The 14,618-nt window shown below is 44.5% G+C and carries 18 protein-coding genes; 7 read left to right on the forward strand and 11 right to left on the reverse strand.

The features are described from left to right. Positions 1–79: 79 nt before the first annotated feature. Together SP90_RS00075 and SP90_RS00080 are read right to left on the reverse strand one after the other, a co-directional pair. Positions 80–1,582, reverse strand: a complete 1,503-nt coding sequence (locus tag SP90_RS00075; protein ID WP_066851332.1) for an amidohydrolase family protein — start codon at positions 1,580–1,582, stop codon at positions 80–82. A gap of 35 nt (positions 1,583–1,617) precedes the next feature. Continuing rightward, positions 1,618–2,271 (reverse strand): histidinol phosphate phosphatase domain-containing protein, encoded by a 654-nt coding sequence (locus SP90_RS00080; RefSeq protein ID WP_066851333.1) that lies wholly within the window; start codon positions 2,269–2,271, stop codon positions 1,618–1,620. A gap of 267 nt (positions 2,272–2,538) precedes the next feature. On the opposite strand from SP90_RS00080, the gene rbr reads away from it, so the two are divergent. Beyond that, the gene (gene rbr / locus SP90_RS00085) at positions 2,539–3,123 is read left to right on the forward strand and encodes a rubrerythrin (RefSeq protein ID WP_066851334.1); all 585 of its coding nucleotides are present in this window, start codon (positions 2,539–2,541) and stop codon (positions 3,121–3,123) included. 63 nt (positions 3,124–3,186) lie between these two features. Here the strand turns inward: rbr and SP90_RS00090 are convergent, their stop codons facing one another. The 6 genes from SP90_RS00090 to SP90_RS00115 all read right to left on the reverse strand — a co-directional run bounded on the left by SP90_RS00090 (position 3,187) and on the right by SP90_RS00115 (position 7,190). Next, positions 3,187–4,038 (reverse strand): hypothetical protein, encoded by an 852-nt coding sequence (locus SP90_RS00090; RefSeq protein WP_066851335.1) that lies wholly within the window; start codon positions 4,036–4,038, stop codon positions 3,187–3,189. A 121-nt stretch (positions 4,039–4,159) separates the two neighbouring features. Then, positions 4,160–4,489: an SMR family transporter gene (locus SP90_RS00095; protein WP_066851336.1), complete on the reverse strand. Its 330-nt coding sequence runs from the start codon at positions 4,487–4,489 to the stop codon at positions 4,160–4,162. Next, a complete protein-coding gene (locus tag SP90_RS00100; RefSeq protein WP_066851337.1) occupies positions 4,482–4,820 on the reverse strand; it encodes a DMT family transporter in 339 nt (112 codons plus the stop codon). The genes SP90_RS00095 and SP90_RS00100 overlap by 8 nt, the downstream gene beginning before the upstream one ends. A 157-nt stretch (positions 4,821–4,977) precedes the next feature. After that, positions 4,978–5,559 (reverse strand): bifunctional nuclease family protein, encoded by a 582-nt coding sequence (locus SP90_RS00105; protein WP_066851338.1) that lies wholly within the window; start codon positions 5,557–5,559, stop codon positions 4,978–4,980. Further along, the gene (gene miaB, locus SP90_RS00110) at positions 5,553–6,905 is read right to left on the reverse strand and encodes a tRNA (N6-isopentenyl adenosine(37)-C2)-methylthiotransferase MiaB (RefSeq protein ID WP_066851339.1); all 1,353 of its coding nucleotides are present in this window, start codon (positions 6,903–6,905) and stop codon (positions 5,553–5,555) included. The genes SP90_RS00105 and miaB overlap by 7 nt, the downstream gene beginning before the upstream one ends. 42 nt (positions 6,906–6,947) lie before the next feature. After that, positions 6,948–7,190 carry a hypothetical protein gene (locus tag SP90_RS00115; RefSeq protein ID WP_066851340.1) on the reverse strand — a complete coding sequence of 81 codons (243 nt, stop codon included), beginning with the start codon at positions 7,188–7,190 and terminating at the stop codon, positions 6,948–6,950. A gap of 233 nt (positions 7,191–7,423) precedes the next feature. Between SP90_RS00115 and SP90_RS00120 the strand changes: the two genes are divergently transcribed. Continuing rightward, positions 7,424–7,627: a heavy-metal-associated domain-containing protein gene (locus tag SP90_RS00120; RefSeq protein ID WP_066851341.1), complete on the forward strand. Its 204-nt coding sequence runs from the start codon at positions 7,424–7,426 to the stop codon at positions 7,625–7,627. Between the two features lie 280 nt (positions 7,628–7,907). Here SP90_RS00120 and SP90_RS00125 read toward each other — a convergent pair whose 3' ends face one another. Next, complete coding sequence (locus tag SP90_RS00125; protein ID WP_066851342.1) at positions 7,908–8,834, reverse strand: carbohydrate kinase family protein; 927 nt, start codon at positions 8,832–8,834, stop codon at positions 7,908–7,910. Positions 8,835–8,847: 13 nt separating this feature from the next. Continuing rightward, positions 8,848–9,159 carry a divalent-cation tolerance protein CutA gene (gene cutA, locus SP90_RS00130; RefSeq protein ID WP_066851343.1) on the reverse strand — a complete coding sequence of 104 codons (312 nt, stop codon included), beginning with the start codon at positions 9,157–9,159 and terminating at the stop codon, positions 8,848–8,850. 373 nt (positions 9,160–9,532) lie between these two features. Between cutA and nth the strand changes: the two genes are divergently transcribed. The 3 genes from nth (at position 9,533) to SP90_RS00145 (ending at position 11,883) form a co-directional block, all read left to right on the forward strand. Beyond that, positions 9,533–10,171, forward strand: a complete 639-nt coding sequence (nth, locus tag SP90_RS00135; protein WP_066851344.1) for an endonuclease III — start codon at positions 9,533–9,535, stop codon at positions 10,169–10,171. Between the two features lie 468 nt (positions 10,172–10,639). Next, entirely contained in the window at positions 10,640–11,137 is a 498-nt protein-coding gene (locus SP90_RS00140; protein ID WP_066851345.1) for a hypothetical protein, read from the forward strand. A 212-nt stretch (positions 11,138–11,349) separates the two neighbouring features. Beyond that, entirely contained in the window at positions 11,350–11,883 is a 534-nt protein-coding gene (locus tag SP90_RS00145) for a hypothetical protein (RefSeq protein ID WP_066851346.1), read from the forward strand. Between the two features lie 151 nt (positions 11,884–12,034). On the opposite strand, the gene SP90_RS00150 is transcribed toward SP90_RS00145, so the two are convergent. Next, positions 12,035–12,799 (reverse strand): DUF4344 domain-containing metallopeptidase, encoded by a 765-nt coding sequence (locus SP90_RS00150; protein ID WP_066851349.1) that lies wholly within the window; start codon positions 12,797–12,799, stop codon positions 12,035–12,037. A gap of 233 nt (positions 12,800–13,032) precedes the next feature. On the opposite strand from SP90_RS00150, the gene SP90_RS00155 reads away from it, so the two are divergent. Both SP90_RS00155 and SP90_RS00160 read left to right on the forward strand, forming a co-directional pair. Next, positions 13,033–14,016, forward strand: a complete 984-nt coding sequence (locus tag SP90_RS00155; RefSeq protein ID WP_066851350.1) for a GlxA family transcriptional regulator — start codon at positions 13,033–13,035, stop codon at positions 14,014–14,016. Next, positions 14,013–14,606 (forward strand): DJ-1/PfpI family protein, encoded by a 594-nt coding sequence (locus tag SP90_RS00160; protein WP_066851352.1) that lies wholly within the window; start codon positions 14,013–14,015, stop codon positions 14,604–14,606. Before SP90_RS00155 ends, SP90_RS00160 begins: the two co-directional genes overlap by 4 nt. The last annotated feature ends 12 nt before the right edge of the window (positions 14,607–14,618 follow it).

Consider the following 14,618-nt stretch of genomic DNA (forward strand, 5'->3'; position numbering starts at 1 on the left):
AAAAAATACCTTACATGTTTTCTATAAGCAAAAAACAGGCCGCGCTGTTCAGCACGGCCTGTTTTACTTGCAGAGTCTGTTAGTTGGCGGCAATTTTACGTTCAAATTCAGCAAATTCTGTTTCCAGTTTCCACTGTTTGTTTGCTTTTGGACTTTCATTGAGGAGTTTTTGGCAAACGCCTGTAGTCTTTGTTGTTAATGAATCGTTGCAGTCATCTCCTACTACATACGGAGATGTTGTTTTCCATAAACTTTTTCCGGGGAGCAGACTGTATTCGAGAGTATTACGCACAAGGTTTTTTAATTCAGTATAAGAAAGAGGATAGTCACGGGCAGCGCGGACGTATTCATTCGTGATGTCAGTGCGCGTTAAGCCGGCATCAACAGAAACAATAACAATCGGAACATGGTACTTGAGTAATACTGGAAACGGGTTGTTATCTTTAGCAATAAAACGGGCTTGTTCTTCTGCTGTAAAACCTATTTCAACAGGAATTTTGTTGTTTGAGAGTATTTTCAGCAAGGCAAACGGATTGTTTTCATACATCAATGCAGAGCCATGGCTGATGCGCGAAGCTTTGCCTTTTGAGAGTGCAGTGCGAATTCTGTTTTTAAATTTAGTCGGCTCAATCATACCGAAGTTAAGGTAGCCCGCTGTAATAACCGTTTTAACATCTGAAAACTCATTCTTGCTTTTTAAGAAATTGAGCATTTCCATCTGAAGCTGATAGTCACGCAGTGCCACAGGGTGTTTCTCATCTCCGGAAAGTGCAACACCAACAAAGCGTGGGTCGGCAGAAGCAGTTTTAAAAGCAAAAATCAACTGCGCAAAGACAACAGAAGGGGGTTGTGTTCTGTCAACATTAGCGATCATGCGCACCATCACGGATTTAGCATTGTTGCTTTCAAGGTGTGCTTCAGTACTGCTCATGAAGTCGCTGAGAAGCTTTTCGCCTTCTTCGGTCGCGCTCATTTTCGGTAGTGCTGCAAGGGTAGGGAACATGTCCTTTGCTGTACCTTGCCATTTTATTCTTGAGGCAGGCTTTGTAAGCTCTTTAGGGAACCACGGCAGCAGAATTTCAAGATAGTCAAGATGCTGGTATTCTGCATTGTTGACTATTGTGCTGAGAAGAAAGCCGAATTGATCTGCAGTGAGCGTGTCTATAGAAAAAAGATGGCTTGCATTGTCGATTGTCGTCGAGGAAAGAGCATCCAGCGCTTTTTGATAATTTTCTTCGGTCTCAAAAAATTTCTTTGTTGATGTTGTACCTGGAGGGCAGGTGTTATTGATAGGCGGTACAGGAAAGTAGCTGGGCAGCGTGATGCAGTAATTTTCTTTTTCAGCAAGGGCAAGGTACGCTTCAGGATATACCGAACCCTGTAATTGTACCCGTAAATCGCCGCCCTTGGGCATTTCTGAGATGAACCCGCGCAAGGTAAGCTGGTGCGAGCGAATTGAATCGTAAAATGCTTGAGTTTTCTTTTCATTTGCTGAGGTAGAAGTTTCAGCAAATGCCGGTACTATTGTCAGGACAAGAAGAAAGGTTATTGCAGAGACGATAATTTTTTGCGCAGAATGCATAGAAACTCCTGAAATTCAAAAAGTGCTGGCAGTGATTATAACATCATCATTTTAGAAACGATCGTGCGTGCGTTGTTTTCTGTCTGTTGGTATTGTTCTTTTGACATCCCCGCACCAAGAGCTATGGCGCGTCTTCTGTCTTTATTGATAAAGTCATACCCGCGGTATCCACCGTTATTGAGTAGCAAAGGTGCACCGGTGAGTGTAGCGGCCTTAACAACATGGCCGTTTGTCAGGGCGTGCTCAGGACGGGCAGTAATTTCCAGATAGACGTTTTTCTCTGCTGCCAGCTGGGCTTCCTGCTCGGTGATAAGGCCAGGGTGAGCAAGATAGTCAGCTCCGCCTTCAATTGCTGCCAGATTAGTGCCTTCATCAACAATGTCAGCAATGGTTTGTCCATGGACACAGACCAATTGAGCGCCGATGCTTCGAGCTTCAGTAATGGCATCCGGTATAAGCTGTGGTGGAATGTGGGTAAGTTCCACTCCTGCGTACAGATCAACGCCGGAGTATAAAGAATACGTGCGTATCATGGGGAGAAGGCTTTCCAGAACTTGCTGCATGTTGGTTGCGTCAACATGGTCAGTAAACGCGATGGCTCTGTATCCTGCAGCCTTGGCGAAGCGCATAGCTGCTGCAGGAGTTTGCTCTCCCGTACCCAGAGAGGAGTGAACGTGAAGGTCTATCATTGTAATATGATCCTGATTTGTAAGAAGCGATTTGCTTTATTGGAAGCAAAAGTTAACTAATCAACTATACTGGGTGGTTTGCTGCTTTGTCCATATGGAGTACTGACTAAAAACAATTTCACTATAGAATGCTGTTTTTAGTCTACTGTTACCTACTTAGTTCTCAAGTATTTATAATTCCGAATAAATTTTCTTGCGCTTACATATCGTGTGGTATAGGAGTAAAAAATATACCGATAATAATTACTAATAAGAGAGGCAGATCGTATGGGAAAGCTTAAAGGAACTAAAACAGAAAAGAATATTCTGACCGCTTTTGCTGGTGAATCTCAGGCACGTAACCGCTACGACTTTTTTGCTGGTGTTGCTAAAAAGGAAGGGTATGTTCAGATATCAAAAATATTTGAAGAAACTGCTTTGCAGGAACGGGCACACGCAAAACGTCTCTTTAAGTTTTTAGAAGGGAGTGAGGTAGAAATTACTGCTGCCTACCCTGCAGGAATTATTGCAGATACCGTAACTAACTTAAAAGAATCTGCTGCCGGTGAGCATTATGAGTATACAGAAATGTATCCTGAGTTTGCAGAAATTGCCGGACAGGAAGGCTTTCCTGTTGTGGCTGCAGCAATGCATTCCATTGCTATTGCCGAAAAGCATCATGAACAACGCTACCTTACCTTAATGAACTCCATTGAAAATGGAGATGTTTTTAAGAAAGCAAAGCCTGTTGTATGGCGTTGTATCAACTGTGGATATATTCACGAAGGACTGACAGCACCGGACGTCTGTCCTGCGTGTAACCATAAGCAGGAATACTTTGAAGTACGTCTTGAAAAGTGGTTCATGCCATAAAACTTTTCAGATTCCAGAAGTAAATAAAAAATCCGTTCAGCATTGCATGCTGAACGGATTTTTTTATTGTTTAGAGCCACCTGAAGCGAGACGCCCTTTAATTGCCAACATAAGCTCGTCTTTTAAGTCAGGTCGTTGTCTGACTGCGAGGTAGGCATCAAGGAAAATTACAGCTTCATTATAGGTAGTATTGTAGTGTCTGGAAAACAGGCTGTGAAGCACCGCGTGTAGCGTACGTTTCATGTTGATGAAGCGCCACGGGTAAAAGTTATCAAAGTCATAAAAGTGGAGATCATAACTGTCTCCCTTTGGTCGGACAGTAATGTTTTTGTCCGTATCTTCTGTGTAAATTCCGAGATTATGAAATTCTGCCATTTTCTGACCGAACAGAGTGAAAAATGCATCACGGTCTTCTTGTGTGAAGTTGTGGAGCTGCTCACGGAATTCGTAGAAATAAATGTCTGTATCTTTAAGCTTTTGCGTAAAGAGAACAGTTTCAGTCCCCGGGTGCAGTCTATTGCCTGAAAGTAACGCAATAGGTTCTGTTGTCGGGAAATTATTCTGCATCAAAAAGCACATTGTGCTGAAGTTACGTCTTGCTTCAGAAAAGAAGAAGGTGTGTAACAACTTGTGCTTGTAATCATTACGAGTGTAGATTTTAGGAAAAATCTCCACTCCGTCGATGGTGAATGAAATATTGTTAAGCGCTTCACGCTTTTTATTTTGTGACTGGAATACTTCAGGCAGCGCAGTTGCGCGCACTTCTTTCCATTTCTCTCTGAGCTTTGTCATAAAGGCGTCAGAGACCTGTGGTGCCGCACGCCAGACACGGGTACCGTCCGGTGTTGCTTTACCATGAAAAAGCGCAACCACATGACGCAATGTCGTGGCCGCGTGGGAGTCTGGTCTACTCATGTGTGTTTACCTATTGTGTCTGTAATCAAAAAGTCAGTGGGGTCATACCACAAACGAAAACGAAAGGGTATACATGCTTTTTTGTACAAAAAGGTAAAGGTAATTACGGGGTAAGAACTAGCTATACATGAGGAGTTGTAAGGTTGATCAGGATTATGCCTATGATCATAAGGATAATCGGTGGGATAATACGGGGGCTCAAATGTACATGGAAAAGTACGCGGTCAACAATGAAGCTGCCGATAATACCTCCTACTCCCCATAGCGCGTAAGCAACAGATAAATGGAAGTAGGACAGAGCGGGTTTAAGTGCCAAAAAAGCGCAGATTACAAGAAAGATTGAGAGGAATCCCCATTTTTTTACAGAGAATCCCCTGGACTTTTTAATTGCCCAGTTTGCTGCAATATCAAGGCTGATGGAGCTAAGAAGCCAGAGGAGAGCGCTAGTCATCAGAATGCCTCATAACCTGATGCAACCAGAGGAGACCGGATATGATGCAAACAATGCCTGCAAGCTTAATGGGGGGCATAGGCTCATTGAACAGTATATAGCTTGTTACGGCAACCAGCGCTAATCCGACACCTTCCCAGCATGCGTAGGCGATGCCTAATGGGATGCGCACAACTGCTTTTGAAAGAAGATAGTAGGAGAGTGCAATGAAAATGCTTGTTGCAACAGCTCCTGCTCTGCCGGAATGTATATCATCAAAAGCCTTGAGGGAGGTTGTTCCGGCAATTTCACTCAGGATGGCTGCAAGTAAAAATAGCCAGTATCGGAGCATAGTGCCTCCAGTGCGGAGCTTGGCTTTCTGAGCTGTTTGAGAGTCTGGTACCTAATCTTTTTGTAAGCGTAAAAACATACAGCTGGCTTAGATAGGTGTTTGTAATACATGGGCTAACATATAAAAAAAGCGCCCTACTGAGTAGAGCGCTTTTGACTTACATTTTATATTTAGTGTCCGGCTGTAGTTTTTGGAGCAGTTCTGCAAGAGATTCTTCGTCTCGCTCGGGCTTTGCAGCCTGTGCCATTCGTTTTGAATCTTCTTGAGTCTGCTGACTGCTCTGGGCAGAGCGCATCATTTGTGCTGCACCGTCCACAGCCGGGTCAGTTTCAGGCATAGCTTGTTTGGTTGGTGTTTCTGCTTCCAGCACTGACGGTGCTACCTGAATAGGTATTCCGGCGCGAAGAGCTAGCGCAACAGCATCAGACGGTCTACAGTCAATCCGGCTACGTTTGCCACCCATATCCACATCAAGCTCGGCAAAGTAGGTGCCGTTTTCTACCCGTACAATGTCTACACCCAGTAATTGTGCCCCTAATTCTTCAAGGCTGCTGAGCATAAGATCGTGTGTCAGAGGGCGTGGAACTTCCACTTGATTTAAAAAGATGGAAATTGCCATTGCTTCCATTGCACCGATCCAGATATTCAGCATTTTTTCACCTGCTGCATCTTTAAGCATCAGTATGGGAGCTCGGGTTTTTTTATCAAGGGAAAGTCCGGCGACTTCCATTCTTACCATGTGTCTCCTGCCTTTTCAGCAATGAGAGAATGTCTGGTGGCTTTGGTAACAGTTACCGGAAGAATTTTTCCGGTAACATCCTCACCTTCCGGCAGTGTAACGATCACCAACTGACCATATACATCCCGACCTTGCCAAGACACGCCCTCGGTTCCGGGACGCCTGCTGACTCCTTCGAAAAGAATGTCCAGTTTTTTACCTACCATAGATTGGAGGATGCGTTCAGTATTATCAGTCTGCCATGCTTGATAGCGTGCAAGACGATCTTGCATTACTTTTTTCTCAATTTTATCAGGCAGCATTTCTGCACGGGTGCCGGGGCGATCAGAGTAGTTGAAGGAGAAGCTCTGTGCGTAGTCTGCAATTTTAGCAACACGCATGGTTTCAAGGAAATCTTCTTCTGTTTCGCCAGGGAAACCGATGATCATATCAGTTGTGAGTTGAATATCAGGGCGTGCTGCTTTGAGCTTTTCAACGGTGGAAAGGTATTTCTCTACATCGTACTTACGCCCCATTTTTTTCAAAATGGTGTCGGAGCCGGACTGCAGGGGCAGGTGCAGGCGAGGGCACAGCACATCCAGTTTGCCGAACGCTTCAATTACTTCGTCAGCAATATCCTTTGGATGTGAGGTTACAAAGCGCAGCCGTTTTAATCCGTCCAGTTCTGCAATCTTATAGAGGAGTTGAGTAAATGACGTGCCGTCCCCGTGGCTGTCCTGTCCGAATGAGTTAACATTTTGTCCGAGCAGGGTGATTTCGCGTGTCCCACGGGAGAGCAGGTCTTTACATTCATCGATGATTGCCTGTGTCGGGCGGGATTTTTGGCGTCCGCGTGTGTATGGCACGATGCAGTAGGCACAGAAGTTGTCGCAGCCAGTCATGATGTTGACGAAGCTGGATACTGGAGCCTCGGAATCTTCCCAGTTTCCGTCTCTGTCTGGGTACTCTTCGGAAAAGTCCAGAAGGCTCATGCGCAGCGTTGGATCGTCTACAAGACGGTCGAGAGCCTGCGGAGCAGAGGACAGGCCATCTGTACCGAAAACAAGACGAACCTGTTTGAAACGTTTAAAGAAACCGCGACCTACCTGCTGTGCAACACATCCGCCCACAGCAACAATAATATCTTCGCGGCCTTTGGTCATGACATTGATACGCCCGAGGAGGCTGTATACTTTTTGCTCCGGTTTTTCTCTGACAGAACATGTGTTTACAATAAAGACTGATGCGTCTTCAGGATTTTCACATTCTGTAAACCCTCTGGAAGCAAGAGTGCGTTTGAGCCAGTCAGAGTCACTGACGTTCATCTGACAGCCGAATGTCATGACATGAAATTTACGTTCAATCATAAGATATCTCATTATCGTCTGCCGTGCAGACGTGCAGTGTATTTATTGTGGAGAGTTTTCGTCTTTGTCGGTGCGGAACCGTTCCGGTACTGGTTCACCCGGCGCACGCATACCACCGATGGCAAAAAGCGCCATTGGGATGATAAGGCACAGAATTCCCCAGAAGAAAGGGTTGCGACCTTTTTTGTATGCAAAGGTTGCCCCTATGATTCCGGCTACAGACCAAATAAGAAACATGTAGATATATCCGGTATTGGAAAAATCAAGTGCCAGCATATCGTTCATGAAAATTCTCCGTAAATTGTATCGTTGCCGCGTAAATGCGGTGAGTATCAATACGGTATAACAGTAGCGGGTGCAAGTGAAGCAAAGCGTATTTCCTATTGGCAGGGTAGGATATACACTATATACTGAATCTACATAGGTATCCGGTGCCATTATGCGTTGGGCTGACTAATAGCATGTATGATTATCGGGATTTTTTTGTTTTCATAATCCACAGGTTGGAGGGGAATACTATGGCAACGTTAAAAGTATCCGGAATGAAAAGCCCTGATTGCGCTGCAACAATATCAGAGGTTGTCAAAACTGCTGACGGCGTTGAAGTTGTGAATGTAAATTACGCAACAGGCGAAGTGACATATGGGCCAACGGAATGCGTTGATCCGGCAATGATCGAAGAAATGATTAAAGAAGCCGGATATGAGCCAGAGGGTAATTAGTTTCGCTTTTCTTTTTGTCTCCGACGGGCAGGGGAAATAATTCCCCCTGCACCCCCTGTCAGGCGATAAAATTAGTTTTTTGATCAATCAGCTTCGGCTTATTAGAGGCTGTTTGAAACAACCTATTTGGTTTCCAATAAAAAAGGTGGAGTCAGTAACTCCACCTTTTTTTATTTTAATCAAGCCGAATAGTTCGTTTTGCTTGCAGGTTGTCGCTAAACGGGGTCAAGGCGGAGCCTGCCCGTCGGAGACAACAACCTGCGCCAGATGGCAGGCTGAATTAAGCGGTAAACGCCTCTGCGAATCGTGCTTCAAACTCTTCTTGTGTAAATGTGTGCTCGCGGGTTCCGTATTGTTCTACGCAGAAGCTTGCGCAAACAGCACCAAGTTTTGCGGCCTCTTCAACAGATTTGCCATCAATGATGCCTTTGAGAAGGCCTGCACGGAACGCATCGCCACATCCGGTTGGGTCTGCCACGGTGGTTGGTTTAGCAATGCCAACTTCGATTGGTTTGCCGTTATCGATACGGGAACCGTTCTCTGCAAGGGTGGTAATGATGAAGTCACACTTTTCAAGAAGCTGCTCTTTAGAGAGACCGGTAGCATTTTTAATCAGTTCAAGTTCGTAGTCATTGGATACGAGCATGTGCGCACCTTCAATGCACTCAAGCATTTCTTCACCGGAGAAGATGGTGATCTGCTGACCTGGATCGAAGATGTAGCGGATGCCGTTATCGCGGAAATATTTCGGCAGGTTCATCATGTCGTCTTTGTTGCCCGGTGAAATGATGGCGATATCATTTTCTTTAGAAAGCGTCGGGAACTCGTAGTTACAAGGATGAATCATGGCGCCGGGGTGGAAGCCGGTGATTTGGTTATCACTCTGGTCTGTGGTGATGTGCGCGCTGGCTGTGAAGAGATCGTCCACAACTCTGATACCGTCGAGAGGCAGGTTTTGCTCTTCCATAACTTTTTTGTAGCGATTGAAGTCTTTTCCTACTGTTGAGAGTACAGTCGGCTTTTCACCGAGGAGGGCAAGAGAGTGGGCAATGTTTCCAGCGGTACCGCCAAGTTTTTCTTCCAGACGTTCAATAAAAAAACATACGTTGAGCATGTGGATTTTGTCAGGAAGAATGTGGTCAGCAAATTTGCCGTCAAAATTCATAATGCGGTCATAAGCGATAGAGCCGAATACATAAATTGCCATTGAACTGGTGCTCCTAGCGGGTTTCGTTTTCAATCCAGGACAAAAATTCAGGATTTCCGCCTGTAATAGGGAGAGAAAGTATACAAGGCACATCATAGCTGTGCAGATTTTTAGCAGCTTGTGTGAGTGCGGTAACTTTTGCTTCAGATGTTTTTGCAATCAGAACAACTTCATGAGCTGATTGCACCTCATTTTCCCACCTGAAGATAGATTCTATTGCGGGAAAAATATTGATACATGCGGCAAGTTTTTGGGAAACAAGTTCTTTGCCTATGGCACGTGCTTCCTCTTGCGTTGGAACAGTCATATACACGAGAAAAGACATGACATCTCCATTTTGTTGAAGTGCTGTTTGCAGTGGCGGAACAGTACAAAAAGTTACGACTGAGAGCAATTGTTCAGCCGTATATACTCTAAAAAAACTGGCATTGGTTATGGGACTGAACATGGCTTGCCAAAGATGCGTTCAATTGCAACACTGCCGAAACTGTTTTGACTTTTTTTACCTGTGAGCAACCTGAGATGGACTGATAAAGCTACTGATTGCTTACGTTCACTTTTCTATGACTATTAAGAATAGTTGGGTGCCGTTGGTGCTGTATGGAAAAATGTTCCATTCGCAGGTCTGCCATTGTGCTCTTTATTAATTGTATTTCAAGATAGTTACTGAATAAATGATAGGCTCAGCTGGAGATTTTATGCGTAAAAAAGAACGTGCGTTGGAAATGTTGGCGCGCTTACATAAACGATATCCGACAAAAACTACTCACTTGAACTTTACCACAGTTTGGGAACTGTTTGTTGCCACAGTGTTGTCTGCTCAGTGCACTGATGAAAGAGTAAACATGGTCACACCTGTGCTTTTTGGTAAGTGGCCTACACCGTATGAACTGGCAGAAGCCGATGTGCAGGATGTGGAAGAGGTGGTTCGTTCTACTGGTTTTTATCGTAACAAAGCAAAGAATATTGTAGCGGCGGCAAAACGTGTCGTGGAAGTATACAACGGAGAAATTCCCAAAACTTCTGCAGAGGTGACGACCCTTGCTGGTGCTGCCCGTAAAACCGCGAATGTGGTGTTGTGGAATGGCTATGGCATTAACGAGGGGATAGCTATTGATACGCATGTGAAGCGTATTGTTTTTCGTTTAGGATTAACCAAATCAACAAATCCGTCTGTGGTGGAAAAAGATTTATTACCACTCTTTCCAAAAGAAGAGTGGGGATTTGTTAATCATATGCTGGTTTCCTTTGGACGTGATGTCTGTATTGCCCGTAGTCCACAGTGTCACGTGTGCGAAATGGAAGAGTTCTGTCCGAAAAAGGGGTTGAAAAAGTAAGAAGCCAAGCTTCGTGTTGAATTCGGAATGTTTTGTTCCAGATTCATGAAGATTGAGCACGGAGTAAGTTGGATTGGCTAGCGGTGTGCCTTAGTCGACACAACGAATTAGTTGTAATTTTTATTTGATCCTTGTTATAGATGTATTGATATTGCAGGTGAAAAAGGCTTGAACTCATATTGTGCGGGTTCAAGCTTTTCTATTGTTCTAGTAATGAGTAATAACCATCAGTTTATTTTTTATGAATAAATTAACCATTTGTTTACTTTGACTATGTTAGGTTTGTAACGAGATGATTGAATTACAGGTATACTTGAGTGAATTAGCTTTAGTGTCACCTATTTTTTATTTGTACTTGTTTCGTGTTATTTTTTATTTTTATTTGCTAAGTTTTTTATTGAACGTGGCGATATGGTTACAGGGAACTGAAGGTGATTACTAATCATTTGATATAGGAAAGGTGTAAGTATGGTAGCCATTTCTTCATTGATGAACAAAACAATGGATGTGACACAACTTCAAAAAGCCACAAAGGCTATGCAGAAAAAAGTTGAGAAGCAAGTGTCAGTGTCAAACCTGTTTACAAATAAGCAAACAGATCATTCAGACTATATCCGTGCGGCGAATAAAGGTGCAAATGCTGCCAGACAGACTTATGAAAGTAAAAGTAGTTCGATGATCTCCTTACTTCAGGCACAGATGAACAATGAATCAAATGATGGGCCACTTGATTTTTCATATTCAAGACGTGCTCGAATTGGCGCTCGTGCATCGCAACTTTTACGTACTGATATGAACAGCACCATTCATCGGAATAATGATGAAGCAGCAGCACAGGAAAGCACAGCTGTTCGTTCAAGAGCAACTGGTGCTAGTGAACTCCCTCGCCCTGTGCCAGTTGCGAGAGTTTCGGTAAATCCAAGGGTCGCACGAAGTGCACCTGTGAAAATTTCTATTAGAGTATAATCTTCGCCATACTAAATGGCATAGAATTATAAAGAGCTTGCACCACTGATTGATGGTTCAAGCTCTTTCTTTTTCTCATGAGAAAAAGAGAATCCGTTTGGCGTGAGGTGTTATAACTTGTTGTTTGTAGTTAATGTTTTGTTCAGGATTCCGAAATGCTTATAGACTAGTCTACGATATGTGTTTTTGTTTTACCAAGGAAGGTGCAACACATGGTAGCCATTACAGAAGTGATGAACAAAACAATGGAGATGGCACAGCTTCAAAAAGCCGCAAAGGCCATGCGGGAGAAAGCTGCATCAGTGGTTTCAATGAGTAATTTGTTTGTGAATCAGCAGACAGATCATTCAGACTATATCCGTGCATCAATTCAGTCATCAAAAGCTGTACATGAAGCGATGGATAACAAAATGAATACGATGACATCGTTACTTCAGGCGCAGATAGCGTATGAAAGTAACAATCAGGCAGAAAACAAGGCATCGTATCATGGACCACTTGATTTATCTTATTCCAGACGCGCCCGCATAGGTGCCCGAGCTGGAGTGCTTTTACAGAACGAGCAAAGTAGTGCTGTTCAGCGTAGCAGCGATGCCGTAACAGAGCGGGATAATGCGACCGAGCGATCAAGAGTGACGTCTCTCGCTGATGACAGTGGCGTGTCACGCCCTGTCCAACTTGCGCGAGTGCTTTCCGTACAACGAAGTGTAAGGAGCGCACCTGCCAAAATTTCTATCAGGGTCTAGTTTCTGCCCTCTGTAGAAATGACAAAGCCTGAGCATACTGATGTGTGTTCAGGCTTTTTTTGCTTTCATTATATGGAGAAGATATTTCTGATGATGCCTCGTAAGCCTCCCTTAAAAGACACAAGTAAAAGTAGAGTGTTCGAGGTCATCATCAGTCTGGAAGTTGGATTCGAAAAGTGCGTTCCCACTGTCTGTGATGTTTCTTAAATCGGGACGGGCAAATCAGGCTGCTGTGAAGAGGCAATTCTTTTAACAAAGCAGCGTGTTGTGCAGGGCTGCTTCCGTATATAAGGCAGTTGATTTCCTGTGCGCGTTGAAAGTCATCATTCCCCGGTAAAAAAGCATCTGGATCTTTTGCAAGTAGTTGAAAGGCCTTTGCAGCGCTGGAAGCAATGTTAGCTCCGTCATCGTAAACGCTTATGAGCAGGATTGTGGAGAGTGTATCTACCTCGTATTCTTCAACGTTGTCTGTTATGCCAGTGGATTTTGTATGCACAACGGCATGGCCAAGCTCATGATAAATTGCATGATGGAGTGTGTTTAGTGCAGATATTTCCGGGGGAACTGTAGAGCGTTGGGTAGCGAACAGCTTTTTAGTATCGCTGAAAAAACTGTATGGAATTTGAATTTCAAGGCTGCCATTTTTTAGTACAGCAAAGTGTGGGCCGATCTGCGTGCCGAAGCGTAATGTGACATCTTTATCCAGCAAACGCCATTCTTCCACTATCTGGGCAACTTCTGCCGCAACTTCTGACTGAAAAATTACTCGAGCAGCAGCCACCTCTTCCGGTTCAGGAAGTTCATAAATAACACGTAGCCTGCCGCTGGCAGTTGCGGTCTCAGGAAACAAAAAAGTTCCAACCGTGAGAAGCAGCAGGAGTGTTGCAACGGGGCGAAGCATGTAGAAGTGATGCATACGAATACCAGTACAATTGTGTGACTTATGTTGCAGACCTTTTGTTACTGCATGCAGCCTAATAAAAAAATGTATTGTTGTACAATGTTACATATGGACTTTGACATGATGCGGTATTCAATATGATGGCAGAAAACGCTCAAGAAATGTCATTGCGGCTATTGCCGAAGCTAACTAAAAAACAAAAGAAGAGCTCAGTCGAGTTGCATAAGAACGCTAAAAGGAATTTTGCTATGCGAAAAAAAGTAGAAGTTGTTGTTTTCGAGGGGGCGCTGCCATTAGATATCAGTGGGGCGGCTGCGGTTTTTTCAACAGCTACAAAACTATTTGAAAAAGCAGGGCAAAATAACGGATACGAGATGCACTTTACTGCCAAGCGAACAGGTTCCGTGATTCTTGAGGGGAATTTTTCTGTGTGTATCGATGCCTGCATCGGAGAGATCGGGGATGTGGATATGATTTTGATACCCGGGGGGCTGGGAATCGAGGAAGTCATTACCGATATTGAGTTCATGGAAAAGGTGCAGCGGGCTGTAGAAGGCACTCCACAGGTTGTTTCGGTGTGTGCAGGGTCAGGAATTCTTGCGGCAACAGGAATTCTTGATGGACGGACTGCAGCGACACACTGGCTGATGGCTTCAAGGTTTTCTGCTCAATACCCGAAGGTGAATTTTGATGCCAGCATGCTATATCAAAAAGACGGGCACGTTTATACAAGTGCCGGAGTGTCAACTGGAATCGATCTGGCTCTCTCGATTGTCGAAGAAGACTACGGGCGCAAGCTTGCAATGAGGGTCGCAAAGTTGCTGGTGGTGTACTATCGAAGACCGGGATGGCAGACACAATTCAGTCCGTTGCTGGAAATGCAGACAAGCTCGACAGAGCGTTTTGCAGAACTGGAAGAATGGATAGTTGAAAATATTTCTCGAAAACTTCCGGTAGAGTTGCTTGCGGAACAAGCCGGAATGAGCCCTCGAAATTTTGCACGCGTGTTTGTAAAGGAGACCGGAAAAACTCCGGCGAAATATGTAGAAGAAGTTCGGCTAGAGCACGCACGTGCCATGCTGGAAGCCGGAGAGTGCGACATTGATCACGTTGCAACTGTATCCGGTTTCGAACGTGAAGAGCGGATGCGAAAGGCATTTCTGCGAACGTTCGGGGTTTCTCCAAGGCAATATATATCGCACTTTGCAGTGCCCAAAGAGAGAAATACATGAGTATTACCTACGGGATTTATTTGTATGATAATGTCGTAAACTTGGATTATATCGGAGCACATGAAGTCTTTGGTGCTTCTTTGTACTATCTGGGTGAGGGGCAGTTGTTCACCGTTGCAGAAGAAAAAAGGATGATCACCAGTGCAACCGGATTACAGGTGATGCCGGATTATTCATTTGAAGATGCACCGGATATTGATGTTCTGTTGGTTCCTGGAGCAATGGAGCTTGAGGCGGCTGTTGGAAGTTCCGCTGCATTGGAGTGGATTTCCAAGGTGTCTGCACAGGCGCGCTTTACAACAGCAGTGTGCACCGGAGCATTAATTTTGCAAAAGGCTGGCATTCTGCAAGGCAGAAAAGCAACAACGCATTGGCAGCTGATTCCTGAATTAGAGAAAGATACATCCGTTACAGTGTTACCGGAAATGCGGTATGTCAGAGATGGAAATATCGTGACAGCGCAGGGTGTATCTGCGGGGATAGATATGGCGCTTTGGCTTCTTGGTGAACTTCATTCGCCAGACCATTCCCGTACTGTACGGCGTGGATTACAGTATGATCCAGCGCCGCCATACACTGCGGAAGTATAGAGTGTAGACATT

The organism is Halodesulfovibrio spirochaetisodalis, from assembly GCF_001672295.1.
GTDB classification, from domain to species: Bacteria; Desulfobacterota; Desulfovibrionia; order Desulfovibrionales; family Desulfovibrionaceae; genus Halodesulfovibrio; species Halodesulfovibrio spirochaetisodalis.

Coding starts and splice junctions, on each gene's coding strand:
- SP90_RS00075 (WP_066851332.1), bottom strand. CDS start 1,582: ATGCATTCTGCGCAAAAAATTATCGTCTCTGCAATAACCTTTCTTCTT.
- SP90_RS00080 (WP_066851333.1), bottom strand. CDS start 2,271: ATGATAGACCTTCACGTTCACTCCTCTCTGGGTACGGGAGAGCAAACT.
- rbr (WP_066851334.1), top strand. CDS start 2,539: ATGGGAAAGCTTAAAGGAACTAAAACAGAAAAGAATATTCTGACCGCT.
- SP90_RS00090 (WP_066851335.1), bottom strand. CDS start 4,038: ATGAGTAGACCAGACTCCCACGCGGCCACGACATTGCGTCATGTGGTT.
- SP90_RS00095 (WP_066851336.1), bottom strand. CDS start 4,489: ATGACTAGCGCTCTCCTCTGGCTTCTTAGCTCCATCAGCCTTGATATT.
- SP90_RS00100 (WP_066851337.1), bottom strand. CDS start 4,820: ATGCTCCGATACTGGCTATTTTTACTTGCAGCCATCCTGAGTGAAATT.
- SP90_RS00105 (WP_066851338.1), bottom strand. CDS start 5,559: ATGGTAAGAATGGAAGTCGCCGGACTTTCCCTTGATAAAAAAACCCGA.
- miaB (WP_066851339.1), bottom strand. CDS start 6,905: ATGATTGAACGTAAATTTCATGTCATGACATTCGGCTGTCAGATGAAC.
- SP90_RS00115 (WP_066851340.1), bottom strand. CDS start 7,190: ATGAACGATATGCTGGCACTTGATTTTTCCAATACCGGATATATCTAC.
- SP90_RS00120 (WP_066851341.1), top strand. CDS start 7,424: ATGGCAACGTTAAAAGTATCCGGAATGAAAAGCCCTGATTGCGCTGCA.
- SP90_RS00125 (WP_066851342.1), bottom strand. CDS start 8,834: ATGGCAATTTATGTATTCGGCTCTATCGCTTATGACCGCATTATGAAT.
- cutA (WP_066851343.1), bottom strand. CDS start 9,159: ATGTCTTTTCTCGTGTATATGACTGTTCCAACGCAAGAGGAAGCACGT.
- nth (WP_066851344.1), top strand. CDS start 9,533: ATGCGTAAAAAAGAACGTGCGTTGGAAATGTTGGCGCGCTTACATAAA.
- SP90_RS00140 (WP_066851345.1), top strand. CDS start 10,640: ATGGTAGCCATTTCTTCATTGATGAACAAAACAATGGATGTGACACAA.
- SP90_RS00145 (WP_066851346.1), top strand. CDS start 11,350: ATGGTAGCCATTACAGAAGTGATGAACAAAACAATGGAGATGGCACAG.
- SP90_RS00150 (WP_066851349.1), bottom strand. CDS start 12,799: ATGCATCACTTCTACATGCTTCGCCCCGTTGCAACACTCCTGCTGCTT.
- SP90_RS00155 (WP_066851350.1), top strand. CDS start 13,033: ATGCGAAAAAAAGTAGAAGTTGTTGTTTTCGAGGGGGCGCTGCCATTA.
- SP90_RS00160 (WP_066851352.1), top strand. CDS start 14,013: ATGAGTATTACCTACGGGATTTATTTGTATGATAATGTCGTAAACTTG.